Annotated in this window: 11 protein-coding genes and 2 tRNA genes; 10 read left to right on the top strand and 3 right to left on the bottom strand. The window is 56.1% G+C overall.

The window, feature by feature from the left end; genetic code table 11:
• The first annotated feature begins 420 nt into the window (after positions 1-420).
• The 5 genes from AC2IAX_RS07425 (at position 421) to AC2IAX_RS07405 (ending at position 6,405) form a co-directional block, all read left to right on the top strand.
• Positions 421-2,754 (top strand): CHAT domain-containing protein, encoded by a 2,334-nt coding sequence (locus AC2IAX_RS07425; protein ID WP_494389989.1) that lies wholly within the window; start codon positions 421-423, stop codon positions 2,752-2,754.
• Positions 2,755-3,280: 526 nt separating this feature from the next.
• On the top strand, positions 3,281-4,705 hold the full coding sequence (locus tag AC2IAX_RS07420; protein WP_099534321.1) for a form I ribulose bisphosphate carboxylase large subunit: 1,425 nt from the start codon (positions 3,281-3,283) through the stop codon (positions 4,703-4,705).
• 134 nt (positions 4,706-4,839) lie between these two features.
• The gene (gene rcbX, locus AC2IAX_RS07415) at positions 4,840-5,247 is read left to right on the top strand and encodes a RuBisCO chaperone RbcX (RefSeq protein ID WP_494389988.1); all 408 of its coding nucleotides are present in this window, start codon (positions 4,840-4,842) and stop codon (positions 5,245-5,247) included.
• A gap of 94 nt (positions 5,248-5,341) precedes the next feature.
• Positions 5,342-5,677 carry a ribulose bisphosphate carboxylase small subunit gene (locus tag AC2IAX_RS07410; RefSeq protein ID WP_099534326.1) on the top strand — a complete coding sequence of 112 codons (336 nt, stop codon included), beginning with the start codon at positions 5,342-5,344 and terminating at the stop codon, positions 5,675-5,677.
• 206 nt (positions 5,678-5,883) lie between these two features.
• Positions 5,884-6,405 (top strand): bifunctional nuclease family protein, encoded by a 522-nt coding sequence (locus AC2IAX_RS07405; RefSeq protein ID WP_494390316.1) that lies wholly within the window; start codon positions 5,884-5,886, stop codon positions 6,403-6,405.
• Here the strand turns inward: AC2IAX_RS07405 and AC2IAX_RS07400 are convergent.
• Complete coding sequence (locus AC2IAX_RS07400) at positions 6,386-7,561, bottom strand: tetratricopeptide repeat protein (RefSeq protein ID WP_494389987.1); 1,176 nt, start codon at positions 7,559-7,561, stop codon at positions 6,386-6,388. The two genes, AC2IAX_RS07405 and AC2IAX_RS07400, sit on opposite strands and share 20 nt — an antisense overlap.
• 172 nt (positions 7,562-7,733) lie before the next feature.
• Here AC2IAX_RS07400 and AC2IAX_RS07395 point away from each other — a divergent pair, with 172 nt between their 5' ends.
• On the top strand, positions 7,734-8,336 hold the full coding sequence (locus AC2IAX_RS07395; RefSeq protein WP_494389986.1) for a Cif family virulence factor: 603 nt from the start codon (positions 7,734-7,736) through the stop codon (positions 8,334-8,336).
• A 99-nt stretch (positions 8,337-8,435) separates the two neighbouring features.
• Here AC2IAX_RS07395 and AC2IAX_RS07390 read toward each other — a convergent pair whose 3' ends face one another.
• Both AC2IAX_RS07390 and AC2IAX_RS07385 read right to left on the bottom strand, forming a co-directional pair.
• Positions 8,436-9,551, bottom strand: coding sequence for a universal stress protein (locus AC2IAX_RS07390; protein WP_494389985.1), 1,116 nt, complete (start codon positions 9,549-9,551; stop codon positions 8,436-8,438).
• A 51-nt stretch (positions 9,552-9,602) separates the two neighbouring features.
• Positions 9,603-11,102 (bottom strand): HlyD family secretion protein, encoded by a 1,500-nt coding sequence (locus tag AC2IAX_RS07385; RefSeq protein WP_494389984.1) that lies wholly within the window; start codon positions 11,100-11,102, stop codon positions 9,603-9,605.
• Between the two features lie 259 nt (positions 11,103-11,361).
• Between AC2IAX_RS07385 and AC2IAX_RS07380 the strand changes: the two genes are divergently transcribed.
• The 4 genes from AC2IAX_RS07380 to AC2IAX_RS07365 all read left to right on the top strand — a co-directional run bounded on the left by AC2IAX_RS07380 (position 11,362) and on the right by AC2IAX_RS07365 (position 13,915).
• Positions 11,362-11,446, top strand: a tRNA-Tyr gene (locus AC2IAX_RS07380).
• A gap of 4 nt (positions 11,447-11,450) precedes the next feature.
• Positions 11,451-11,522: transfer RNA gene (locus AC2IAX_RS07375), tRNA-Thr, on the top strand.
• Positions 11,523-11,603: 81 nt separating this feature from the next.
• On the top strand, positions 11,604-12,812 hold the full coding sequence (tyrS, locus tag AC2IAX_RS07370) for a tyrosine--tRNA ligase (protein ID WP_494389983.1): 1,209 nt from the start codon (positions 11,604-11,606) through the stop codon (positions 12,810-12,812).
• Positions 12,813-13,303: 491 nt separating this feature from the next.
• A complete protein-coding gene (locus tag AC2IAX_RS07365; protein WP_494389982.1) occupies positions 13,304-13,915 on the top strand; it encodes a PH domain-containing protein in 612 nt (203 codons plus the stop codon).
• Positions 13,916-13,950 lie beyond the last annotated feature (35 nt).

The raw sequence follows: 13,950 nt of genomic DNA, 5'->3' as shown, positions 1-13,950 counted from the left end.
CATCAAAGGCTGATGATTTTTAAGCGGATGATTTTGAAGGATTGCGATTCGGGAAATTGCAATTCAGAAAATTGCGATCCAAGGTAATAACGATCCAGGTTGATCGCCCAGTGATCGCCACCGATTGCCCAGTGATCACCCACCAATCATCTGAATCGATCGTCCAATGGGGCGTGATCGCAAAAAAAAGCTCCCCACCCGAAGGCGGAGAGCTGAGATATCGTCAGGGTGCATCTACCTGTCTTTTCCCTTCGCAGAACCGTACGGGTTGTCCGGATAAGCTGACGAAAAAAGTTTTAGCTAGTTTGGTTTTGGACTGTTCTTATTCACTTTCCTCTTGTTCGTTTTCTTCCATTGCCACCCTATGGCTGTCTGATTTTTGGCTGTCTGATTGTTCGCCCGCTGTAGCGCCCTTGTCCTATGCCGACTTCCGTGATCGCCAAAGCCGTCTTGGAATTTCACCTGTCGATTACGCCGTTGGGTGGGGACGATCGGGTGTTGATTCGCACGGAACGAGCGCCCAAGGGAGTGATGTTGGCGGAAGAACAAGCCATTTGGCCGATTGGGGAATGGTTGGTGCAGGCCGAACGGTTGATGGCGGATCCGCTGTGGGATCTGTTTCGCACGGAGCCAGCAACCGATGAGCGCCTGGCCAGCCTGGTGGCCTTGGGAGAACAGCTATACAGCGCGTTATTTCAAGGTTCCATTCGCGATCGATGGATTTCTGCCCAAAGCGTGGCCGATAGCCAAGATGCGGCGCTGCATTTGCGGTTGGGACTGCGGGGCGATCGATTGCTGCAACTGCCCTGGGAAGCGCTCTATGGCGATGGGCGACTGTTGACCACGGGCACGGACATCACCTTTTCTCGCTATCGATCGCAGTTTGGCCGCTCCGGTAGCTTTGATGCGCGGCGGTTGACCCTGCGCCGTTCAGATTCATTGCGAATTTTGGTGGCCCTGGCGGCTCCCGACGACCAAGCGGCCTTAGCCGTGGAGCAAGAGGTGGGGCGGTTGCGCCAAGAGCTGCAACAAACCACCGCCCACATGGAAATCGATGTGCTGGATCAGCCCGATCGGGAACAACTCACCCATGCCCTCGAACAGGGGCAATACCATGTGTTTCACTACGCCGGCCACAGCGACCCGGGCCCCGATGGGGGCAGTTTGCACTTGGTGAATCGGCGCACGGGCCTGGCGGAACCCTTGGCGGGCAACGACTTGGCGGGGCTGCTGGTGAATAACGGCGTGTGGCTGGCTTTTTTGAATTCCTGTCGGGGCAGCGACTCGCCGGTTTATCGATCGGATGCGCCGGAAACCGATGCGGACACGTTGGCGGCGGCCCTGATGCGACGCGGTGTGCCGGGGGTTCTGGCCATGTCGGAGCAAATTCCCGATGATGTGGCGATTACTCTGATGCAGTTGTTTTATCGCAACCTGCGTCCGGACTATTCCCTGGATTTAGCCACCAGCCGAATGCGTCAGGGGTTGGTTTCCACCTATGGTTCGGCGCAGTTCTATTGGGCCTTGCCCATTTTGTATTTGCATCCCGATTTTGACGGGCTGCTATTTGCGGCGGGTGTACCCATCTCGCTGCCGGGGCGATCGCCCTTAATTCCCAACGGTGAGCCACTGCCCACCACTCCGCGATCGCCCGATGAGTCGGGGTTGCGGCCCCCAATGCCCCTCAAGGGTCTGGCCGATGAGCAGCTAGCGGATGATCAGTGGGCCGATCAAACCATGGCGGTGAATCTGGAGGAGCTAGTGGCGCGATCGCCCTCGGATGCCGTAGGGAGCGATCGCCCGGACACAAGCCGCAGCCAGCATGGCTCCAATGGCCAAAGTGGCCAGAACGAGCAGGGCAACTTACCGGCGGCCGCAGCCACGGCGTGGGCGGATCGATCGCGCCCTCGGTTTGACCTGGGATCCGCCGACGCGGACAATGCTGCCCGATCGGGGGCTGCCAAGGCCGTCACCGTGCCCCAATCTTGGTTAGTGGCTGGAGCCTTGGCCGTGCTGTTGGGGGCGGGTGGGTTGTGGTGGACGGGGGCCCGGTCAGGAACCCGATCGCAGCCAATGCCCCAACCCACCGCCCCGATCGCCCAATCCCTGAATCCGCCAAACGATTGGAACAGCACCGACACGGAAACGGTGCAGGCGATCGCCCTGCAAGCCTTGCGCCAAAAGCAACTCCCCACCGCTGTGCAGGCGATCGAAGCCCTGCTGGCCCCCAACCGCAACGCCGCCGCCATTGCCCGGGACGTGCTGCAAACCCTCCCCAACAGCCAAGACACCGCCGAAACCCTCTTCTTGCGCGGGCGGGTGACCTGGCAACTGGCACGCCAACAGCAACCGGACTACAGCTTCAACGATGCCCAACGGTTTTGGGAGTTGGCCATTCAACAGAACCCCAATGATCCGCGCTATCACCTGGCCTTAGGGTTTGCGCATTTTCAGACCCAAACCCTCGATCGGGCTGAGCAAGCCTTTGCCGAATCCCTGAACCTCACCCAAACCGCTGACGGAGCCATCCTCAGCGATAATCTGGCCCTCACCGCCCAAGCGGGCCTGGCGCTGGTGGCCCAGGCCCGGGCCCAACAAAACAACGACTCCGCAGCCCTGCAACAGGCCATTCGCTACCGCGATCAGGTGCAAGCCAACGCTGGCAGCCAGTTTCAGCCCCCCGTTTTGGCGCAGAATTGGCTCTGGACAGAGTTGGCCCTCAGTCAATGGCAGCAACTACTCAGCCGATCGTAATCTTTTGACATCTCGCCATTTGCCCCGATCGATCGCCCCCAAGACCGGGGCCAGATCTCCCCTTTGTTGGCCAGAGTTTGGCTCCGTTGGCTTGCGCTGTGCCCCTTTGCCCCGTTTTCTCAATCCCAACGCTCGATCGCCTTTGCTACGAACCGTAACGTTAATTACGAAAATTCATAAGATCCCAAAGTATTTGCAAAGTTCTAGCTATACCTTTCCTGATATATTTTTTTTGGGCAATTCGGCTACAACTTCGCGAGAGTGCAGCCCGTTGGCGGTATCGTCTCGACCGTCACCTTTGAAGAAACTGCTTCTCTCGGATTTCTAGCTGCTTGATCGCTCGTCTAAGCGCCGATTCATCCAAAATAATGCCATTTGCATAATGCGATTCGCATTCCTCGGTTTGCGAAGCTCCAAGATCTAAGGGGCTTCGCAAGATTCTGCTGTGAAGACGCTGCTGATCTCTCAATCGCCCACCACTTTCGCCGACCCTCGATCGACGAAGCAGTTCTTAGGAAGGGACGTTATGGCTTACGCACAGACGCAATCAAAAGCTGGCTACGACGCTGGCGTAAAAGACTACAAGCTGACCTATTACACGCCGGACTACACGCCGAAAGATACTGATATTTTGGCTGCGTTCCGCATGACCCCGCAACCGGGCGTTCCCCCGGAAGAAGCTGGGGCAGCCGTGGCCGCTGAGTCCTCGACCGGGACTTGGACCACTGTGTGGACTGACCTGCTGACCGACCTCGATCGCTACAAGGGTCGTTGCTACGATCTAGAGCCGGTTCCCGGTGAAGACAACCAATACATTGCCTACATCGCCTATCCGCTGGATCTGTTTGAAGAAGGCTCCGTTACCAACCTGCTGACCTCGCTGGTGGGTAACGTTTTCGGCTTTAAGGCCCTGAAAGCGCTGCGTCTGGAAGACCTGCGGATTCCCGTCGCTTACCTGAAGACCTTCCAAGGCCCCCCGCACGGGATTCAAGTAGAACGCGATCGGATCAACAAGTACGGTCGTCCCCTGCTGGGTTGCACCATCAAACCCAAGCTGGGTCTGTCGGCGAAGAACTACGGTCGTGCCGTTTACGAATGTCTGCGCGGCGGCTTGGACTTCACCAAGGACGACGAAAACATCAACTCGCAGCCCTTCCAACGCTGGCGCGATCGCTTCTTGTTTGTGGCTGATGCCATTCACAAGGCCCAAGCGGAAACCGGCGAAATCAAGGGTCACTACCTGAACGTGACCGCTGCCACCTGCGAAGAAATGCTGAAGCGGGCCGAGTACGCCAAAGAACTCGAAATGCCCATCATCATGCATGACTTCTTGACGGCTGGCTTTACCGCCAACACCACCCTGTCGCACTGGTGCCGTAACAACGGCGTGCTGCTGCACATCCACCGCGCCATGCACGCGGTCATCGACCGTCAGAAGAACCACGGGATCCACTTCCGCGTGCTGTCGAAGTGCTTGCGGATGTCCGGTGGTGACCACATCCACACCGGTACGGTGGTGGGCAAGCTGGAAGGCGACCAAGCCGTAACCCTGGGCTTTGTGGACTTGCTGCGCGAAAACTACATCGAGCAAGACCGCAGCCGTGGGATCTACTTCACCCAAGACTGGGCTTCGATGCCGGGCGTGATGGCCGTGGCTTCGGGTGGGATCCACGTGTGGCACATGCCCGCACTGGTTGACATCTTCGGCGATGACGCAGTGCTGCAATTCGGCGGTGGTACGCTGGGTCACCCCTGGGGTAACGCTCCGGGTGCAACGGCGAACCGCGTGGCTTTGGAAGCTTGCGTCCAAGCCCGTAACGAAGGCCGCAACCTGCTGCGCGAAGGTGGCGACATCCTGCGTGAGGCTGCTCGCTGGTCTCCTGACCTAGCTGTGGCCCTGGAACTGTGGAAGGAAATCAAGTTCGAGTTCGAGGCGGTTGATACCGTCTGATGATGCGGCGAGCCGGTTGATTGGCCGATCGAGGGGGAAGCCGCGCACCGATGGAAATCGGTAAGCCGGTAGCGGTTTCTGGATCTGCGATCGTCTAGCATCGTGAAAACGTTGGGCGATCGCGGAGGCTGCGTATGGATCTCAAGCAAATTGCCAAGGATACGGCCAAGATGCTGCAAAGCTATTTGACCTACCAGGCAATGCGGACTGTCCTCGCGCAACTACATGAAACTAATCCCCCCAAGGCGGTTTGGCTGCATCGGTTTTCGGCGGAGAGCAATTTGCAGGATGGGGAAGCCTATTTGCAATCACTGCTGAACGTTGATCCGGATTTGGCCTTTCGTCTGATGACGGTGCGTGATGAGTTGGTCAGTGATGTGACTGACTATTTGCCGGAGATGGTGCGTGAAGGGGTTCAAAAGTCCAATGGCCATCTCCGCCGCCAGCACCTCGAACGGCTAACACAACTGGTTTTGGCTGAGGAACCCGATCGACTCCTGGAATCGGAGCGGCGATCGGGTGACCACTCGATCGATGATTAATTCCACTCCTGGAATTAGCCACGGGATGAGTGAATCGCATTCAAATTGCATTCGTTGAAGTTTTTTCTCTTCGCCCCGTTTGGAGACAACTGGCATGAAGACTCTGCCCAAAGAGCGTCGTTTTGAGACCTTCTCGTATTTGCCTCCCCTCAGCGACCAACAGATCGCCAAGCAAATTCAGTACATGATTGACCAGGGCTACATCCCCGGCGTTGAGTTCAACGAGAACTCGGATCCCGAGGTGTACTACTGGACGATGTGGAAGTTGCCCCTGTTCAACGCGCGTTCGGTGCAAGAAGTGTTGACCGAAGTGCAAGCTTGCCGCTCGGAATATGGCAACTGCTACATCCGCGTTGTGGGCTTCGACAACATCAAGCAGTGCCAATCGGTGGGCTTCATTGTGCACCGTCCTAACCTGAGCCGCTACTAAGTCGCGGTGGGAGCTAGCTAGCGCGATCGAGATCGTTAGCGGCTAAAGTGGTCATTTTGAATGAGCAGCAGGGGTGAGGTTGACTCGCCCCTGTTTGTTTTTCTGCGGGTTTTTTCCGTAATCCCGCCGATTGGCAGGGCATACTGAGAACAGGCTTGAAGGCGAATACCGGTCAATCGCTCACGGATGCTACGGATGCTGGGTCTATGGTGGAAATGAAGGTTGCGGGAATTGCATTGGATGCGGCGAGCCGCACGCCGATCGTGTTGCTTCGAGATACGGCCGATCGGCGTGCCCTCCCGATCTACATTGGGCCGGATCAAGCCAAGGCGATCATCAGTGCCATGGAGGATCGGCCACCGCCGCGCCCGCTCACCCACGATTTGATGGCGAATCTGCTCCAGACTTGGGAAATGACCCTGGAGAAGGTGATTGTCCATTCGCTGCAAGATGGCACGTTCTATGCGGTGCTCTGTGTGCGGCAAGGGGATGTGCAAAAGGATATTGATGCGCGCCCAAGCGACGCGATCGCCCTGGCCCTGCGCACCGATAGCCCCATTTGGGTGATGGAGGAGGTAATTGCCGATGCTTCGGTGCCGGTTGATCGGGACGCGGACGAGGCCGAGCAAGCCGCTTTTCGGGACTTTCTCGCTAATTTACGCCCGGAGGATTTCTCGGAGCGGGGCAATCGTTTCCAAGGTGAGCCGACTAGCGAATCGGAGAGTTAGGACGGCAGAAGCTGACGCGGCTGTAAAGGGCGAAGGCGGCATCTTCGCGCATGGGCTGGGCGTTGCGGCGAGGAACAGGGATTTGGGGATTGAGCCGATCGAGTAATTCTCGGTAATCCAAGGCTGTTTCCGCAAAGCCGGTGAACCGATCGAAAACCCGGGCGATCGGGGTTTGTTGAGCCACAAAGGTCACGAGGGCGTTCCATTGGGTGCGCCGGGTGGGGCGACCGTCATCCAATTCCTGCACAAAGGAGTTGGGCGAAAATCCCATGGGCGCAAAGGCCACGCCCCGATCGAACTGATAGGCACTTTCGCAAAGGCGCAAAATGCAGCCCCGATCGGGTAAATGCAAATCCACAAGAGGAACCCAATCTTGGGTTTGATCTCGGCGCACAATTTGGCCGCGCGCATTCAAATCAATCACCGATTCCACCACGGGCACGGCTCCTAACACCCGTTGGCTCACCTCCGCCCACCGAAAGGCCAAGGTTCCCAACTGGTGTCGATCGTTTTCGCAAATCACGATCGGGTCTGGATCAACGGATTGGAAATGTTTGATGGTGAAAGTTTTGACGGCTTGTACCGCTTTTTCATCCACACAGAAGCAGGGAATTTGGTGTGATTGGAGGGCTTCCGCATAGACTTGCAGTTCTCCTAACAGGCCGGTGCGATAGAGTCGCCAATCGCGGCTGGGCAACTGCATTCGGGCGGTGTAGGGATCTAAGTCAAAAATGCGGGCAAATTGTTTCGCCGCTTCCGGGCGATCGTCCGGGGCGATCGGCTCCAAAATTAAAATGCCGTGGGCGGGTTTTTGGGTGCGATCGCCCTGGTTGGCGGCTTGATGGGCGGTGGCTCGGGCTTGGGTAATGGCGGCTTGGCGCTGGGTGCGATCGGCCGTTTCCAAGCGCTGCAACCCCTGACGAGCTTGGGCCAAAATCTTGGGATTGGGGTTGGTGGTGTTTCTCAGCAACTCTCGATAAATGGGTTCCGCCACCGCTGGCCGCCCCGCCAGCTCATGGAGCCGCGCCGCATAGAGTTGCACCCAAGGATCGCGCGGGTGGCTCGTGAGCAGTGGATTCAGCAACCGGGCGGCGGTGCGATAGTCCTTGTTTTTAAAGGCTTCGATCACGCGATCGATTTCGGGGGGACGACTCATGGGCGATCGAACCTACGATGGCCGTTGCAGCAAGGGATGGGGGAACTAAACTCAACTCAATTCAACCAAACCCAAAAATCTAGATCCCAAACGACTAGCTCCCAAGCCGCTAGCTCCCAAACAGACGCTAACAACGATTCAAGGGGAAGGAATTTTGATTATGGATCCAAGCATGGCACAGGTATGGCGGCGGTTGCGAGTGACGATCCTTGGCGCGGTAATGGGCGCGATCGGAACCGGAGCAATAGCTTGCCCGCAGTCGGTGGCCGCCACCCTCACTCAGCCCCACCGGGCCGAGACCCAACCGGAGCGCCCCCAAATGCCACCCCAAATGCCACCCCGGATGCGTTCACCAGTGGAGTTGACCGAAAATCAGGTTCGATCGCGCTTGGAAGGGCTGCTGGCCGCCATCAAAAACCAAGACATTGAGGCGATCGTCAGCTTCTATGCACCCAATGCGGCAATTCGGGCAACGGTGAACCTTGCCGGAGGATCCCAAATTATTCGGCTTGACGGTCGCCAACAAATTCGAGATTTGCTGGAGCTAGCCTATCCCCAAATGCGCATGACCGCCGTTCGCTACGAAGATTTGGTGATTGAAATTGCGCCCGATCGCTCCCAAGCGGTGGTGACCTGCACCCTGTTTCAGTCCGCGATGGCTCGCGATCAGCCCCTGAACAGTGTGGCCAATCAGCGGTTGGTGTTTCGAGTCATTGATCAAGAAATTTTGATCACCGAAGATATTTCTGAGGAAAGGAGTCGGAGTTTTCCCTAAAATTAGCCCCAACCTAGCGGCCCTGTGGGAAATTCGTGACCGGGAAAATTGCCCAAAGATTCCCACGCTGAAAACCGGAAACCCCGTGGAAAATATTGATCAAGACTCAGCAGAATTCTGAGAGCGTGGGGCGCGGCCGTCATGACTCATGATGTGCAAATCCACTGACTGCTCCGTTAGGAGATTCATCAATCGGTAGGTTAAAGAGCCGCGCAGCAACAATTGCCACCGCGATCGACGAGTTTCGCCCAGCACAATTTGTGTAATTCGATAATCTCGGGCCACTTTGGCGATCGCCTGGGGAATATTTGACGCTTGAATTTGCAGAAATTCGCCTCCAAACTCCTCGCAAAGTCGTTGACAGCCCTCAATTTGTAACGCTTCGTCTTTGCTTAAAAATCGATCGGGTGGACAAACAAATAAGCTATATAAGGGCGCATTCATGTAATTCGCCAACCGCGCTGCCCGTCGTAATAGGCGCATTGATCCCTCGTAGGTCGAAACACAGACCAACACTCGCTCGTGAATGTTACAAAACGGGGTGCTGGAATCCTGATCGATCGCCTGTTCTTCAACATTGTCGGCCACCTCTCGTAACGCCAATTCTCGCAGAGCAATCAGGTGGCGACGCTGAAAGAAATTGGTCAATGCCTGGGGAATTTTATCCAGGGCATAAACCTTCCCATCCTGTAGGCGCTCTTCTAAGGTTTCAGGGGTGACATCAATCACCACCACCTCATTCGCTTCCTCAAGGATTCGATCGGGCACGCGCTCTCGAATCACAACGCCGGTAATTTGAGTCACGAGATCATTGAGGCTTTCTAAATGCTGAATATTCAGCGTGGAAAACACATCAATTCCCGCCGCTAAAATCAGCTCCACATCTTGATAGCGTTTGGGGCGATCGCTCGTGGGCACATTCGTATGGGCCAGCTCATCAATTAACACCAACTGGGGCTGGCGATTGCAAATGGCGGCCACATCCATTTCCGGTAGCAATCGATTTTGGTAAGCAATTTGAGCAGGGGGAACCACCTCCAGCCCGATCGCTTTGTCGGCGGTTTCTTTGCGGCCATGGGTTTCCAATAACCCAATCACCACATCCATGCCCTCTGCTTTTAATTGCTGGCCCTCTTCCAACATGCGGTAAGTTTTGCCGACACCGGGAGCCATGCCGATGAAGACTTTATGTTTACCGCGTTTGGGAATATGCATTGACTGATCACCCTAAGCAAACGTCAAACGGTGTGGCTAGGAATTAGCCGATCATCGCCCATCGCCGGGTTTCGCCTTGTTGTTCAAGATGCTGTCGAGGGTCTGCCCCGGGGGCAAATCTGTGAAGACCCGATCGCCCGGTTTGATGCCTTGGAGCACCTGCACCTGATTGCCCAAGGTGGGGCCCAAAACCACCGCTCGAAACTCGGGTTTTTGGGTGGCATTGGGAACTAAAACGCCCGTGCGACCGCGATTGGTCACCACGGCCACCGTCGGTACAACCACCGCTTGGGGCAGGCGATCGCCCAAAAAGACCAAATCCACATTCATGCCCGATCGCAGCGCCTCCTGCCCCGACAGAATCGCCACACGCACTTCAAAGGAGGTGACATCGCGCTCCCGAATCGCTTCCGGAGCCACCAGCTTCACCCGTCCCCGAAAGACTCGATCGGGATAGGCATCGGCCGTAATTTCCACCGTTTGCCCCAACTTGATTTGCCCAATGTCCACTTCCGGAACTCGGGCCAACACCTCCAAACCACTGGCCAGCGCCGCGATCGAGGTGGAAGTTGCCCCACTGCCGGAGGAAGCGGACGTGGTGGGAGTCACGAAGGAACCGGGTTCCGCATACTTTTGGGAAATGAATCCGGCAAAGGGCGCACGCACCACGGTGTCATTCAATTGCGTTTGGATCAGGGCCATTTGGGCCCGGGCTTCGGCCACATCGGCCCGGGCGGCGGCAATATCTTCAATCCGGGAACCGTTCCGAATTCGATCGCGCCCCTTTTGGGATTCCAGCAACGCCGCCTTCGCCCGATCGACATCCGCCTTGGCGCTGCGGGCCTCTTGCTCAAACCCATCCAGGCGATCGCGCTCAATCACCCCTGCTTCTGCCAACGATCGGTTGCGCTCCAGCCGTTCCCGGGCCAAATCAAGCCGCGCCTGGGCACTCACCACATCCGCGCGCGATCGGTTCACCCGGGCTTCCGCCTCTGCAATTTCTTCCGGTCGATTGCCCGTTTGGGCCTCCGCCAGTCGTGCTTGGGCCCGCGCCAAGCCGGCCTGGGCCCGCGCCAGTTGCGCCCGCATTTCCGAATCATCCATTCGGGCAATCACTTGGCCCTTTTGCACCGCATCCCCCTGCTCCACATACAACTCCACCAAGCGCCCGGAGGTTTTGGGACTCAGGTTCACGGTTTGGATCGGGCGAATGGTGCCGCTCGCATCGATCTTGACTGTCAAATCAGCGGAGGTGACCGGAACGGTCAGCTTGGCCAAGGGATCAACCGCCGGATCCGCCGGCTTGCGCAATTGCCACAGACCCCAACCGGTGGCTCCCAAGATCGCCGTGGCCGCCACCCCCAGCAAGGGCCAAAACAAACGGCGCGATCGCTGCTCCCATTGGTTCAGCTCCTGGAGTGCCGGGGGTGAGGTCTGAAGGACAGATCCAGAGTCCGAATCAGCAGCCGGGGCACTTGATGGGGATTGCTGGGCCGTGCCCGATCGACCTGCATTCGATCGCTGGGTATCAGGCTGAGACTCAAGTTGCACAGGTTGCTACTCAGAACGCGCTAACTATGTTCATTATGAAAGGGATTTGGCGAACTGCGGGAGCCGCCGCCCGGTGAAATCTCCACACCCGGCGATCGCCCCAGCGGTCTCCCGATCGTCCCCAGTTTTTGACCCCCGCGTTGCCCAAGATCCCGCCCTAGCCAGGCCAATCGCTTCCTCAAAAAAATTCAAAAAATTTTTGGGCTGCCTATTGGGAATTTTCGATCCTTGTGCTATTGTTATCTCCCGTGGTGGAAGCGGGTCGATGCCCGAGTGGTTAATGGGGACGGACTGTAAATCCGTTGGCTATGCCTACGCTGGTTCAAATCCAGCTCGGCCCACCACCCCGCCTCTGTAGCTCAGTGGTAGAGCGCACCCTTGGTAAGGGTGAGGTCACGAGTTCAATCCTCGTCAGAGGCTCTTTTGACAAGCTCATTGCAATCTTTGAGCCTCTATTGCCAACCCCTATTCAATCTCTATAGTGAATTGAGCGCACCAGTTATGGCAGCGTCTAACTTCGATTGGCTCCATCGCGGAACCGCCGATATTTTTCCCAACCAACCCGACTCAACGGATCCGGCCCAGAACCTAGAGCGATTGTTGGCCACGACCGATCGCCCCTTGCGTGTCAAGCTCGGCATTGACCCCACCGGCAGCGATATTCACCTGGGCCACAGCATTCCCGTTCGGAAATTGCGAGCCTTCCAGGATGCGGGCCACATCGCCGTCCTGATTATTGGCGATTTCACCGCTCGCATTGGCGACCCCACCGGTAAATCGGAAGTGCGCAAGCAACTGACCGAAGCGCAAGTGCAAGCCAACGCGGAAACCTATTTGGATCAGGTGCGATCGATCCTGGATTTTGAAACGCCTGGCCGCCTGGAGGTGCGCTACAACTCCGAGTGGTTAGCCAAGCTGGACTTGGGCAAAATCCTGGAACTCCTCAGCACCATGACCGTTGGCCAAATGTTGGCTAAGGAAGGATTTGCAGAGCGCTATCAGCAGGAAAGTCCCATCTTTTTGCATGAATTTCTCTATCCGTTGATGCAGGGCTATGACTCCGTGGCCGTGCGGGCGGATGTGGAACTGGGCGGCACAGATCAAAAATTCAACCTAGCCGTAGGGCGAGATTTGCAGCGCCACTTTGGTCAAAAACCGCAGTTTGGATTGCTCACGCCCATCTTGATTGGGACTGATGGGGTGCAGAAAATGTCCAAATCCCTGGGTAACTATGTGGCCCTGCGAGAAGACCCGCTCACCATGTATTCCAAGCTGGAAAAGGTGGCCGATGCGCAACTGGAAACCTACTTTGAACTGATGACGGATTTACCGTTGGATCAGTTACCCGAAAATCCCCGCGATCGCCAGAAATTGTTGGCCCTGGAAATTACCCAACAAATCCATGGCGAGGCGATCGCCCTGCAAGCCCAAAAGGATGCCATGAATTTGGTGTCGGGCGGTGGCGGTGCGGAAAATGTGCCGGAGTTTTCCTTGGCTCAGGTGGAATTTCCGGCTCCAATTTTCTATCTGTTGAGTGCCACAAAGTTATGCACTACCAGTAGCGAAGCCCGCCGCCAAATTCAAGGGGGCGGTGTAAAACTGGATGGCGAAAAGCTAGCGGATGTGAACCAAAAGTTTGAATCGGCGGCGGATTTGTTGGGCAAAGTGCTGCAAGTGGGAAAAAAGAAATTTGTGCGATTAGTGGCCTAGGAACAACCCAAAGCCCAGTAGCGCGACAGGCTTAATATATTGGGTCAAAGTTGCGGAGCCAGTCGTGGTAACAAGGGGCTTGAGCATCTTGCTGCTTAACGATCGGGTGGCGGTAACAGCCATATCATTTAACCCAGCGAATTAAGGCAGCCACGCTACTAGCCTGAGAGGATGTCTGAAAAGCCAAAATCGATACTCTGCACGCCTCATCGATCGACGAAGACAAGGGGCTTAAGCCCCTTGCCCCCACGACTATTGGTGCATTGCCCGTGCCAAAAGACACTTTTCAGACATCCTCTGAGAGTTGATCGCCCCTGGCAACCGACAAAACTCGGTTGTTATACTGGCTGGTCGGGCTAGCCTCTCCTGCGTGGTGCGGTGTCTATGGTGGTTGAGTGTTTCCAGCTTTCAACCAAGCTTGGCCATGTTGGGCTAAGCAACATTGGGCTGGGCAAGGCTTGGCTAGGGTTAATCAACAATTGGTGATTCCCATGTTTAAGAATTTGGCTTCGGATGCCTTGGGCCTCAGTGACATTGGAGTGGTGATTCGTCCCCAGGATTACGGCAAAGTTGACGCGGACGACTACATCATCAATGAAGAAGGTGAGAAAATCTATTTTTTGATTAAGTCCAAGATGGATGAATATTGCTTCACCAACTTGGCGCTGATCCATGTGGATGGCACATCGGCTGTCAGCAAAAAACGCACTTTGCGGCGCTTTAACTATGCCCACCATGCCATTTCCCATGTGACTTTGGAAACAGCGGGAACGCTCGATCGGGATGTGGAAATTAAGTTTTCCATGGGCAGCCAGCATTACTCGATCGATGTGGCCAAAGTCCATATTCATGAACTCAAGGACTTGTATAAAGCCCTGCTGAAAATTGCTTTGATTCAGCAGGAAAATACTGCGTTTCATGGCTATGCACAAACCAGCTTGAACACGGCGGCCACCACCATTAGTCGATCGACCAGCACTTCAACGGCCGAAGAGCAATTCAAGGCCATTAACCAATACGCATTCAATTGGTTAAAGCTGGCCCATGAGTCCTATGTGCGCAAAGATTTTGGGGAAGTTTTCGAGAAGTTTATTAATAACTAACTGCTGGCGGGCTTGGGGCTGAGGGTCTGTCATCA

This window comes from Limnothrix sp. HT2024 (genome assembly GCF_059138625.1).
This window is presented reverse-complemented; position numbering and strand designations above follow the sequence as displayed.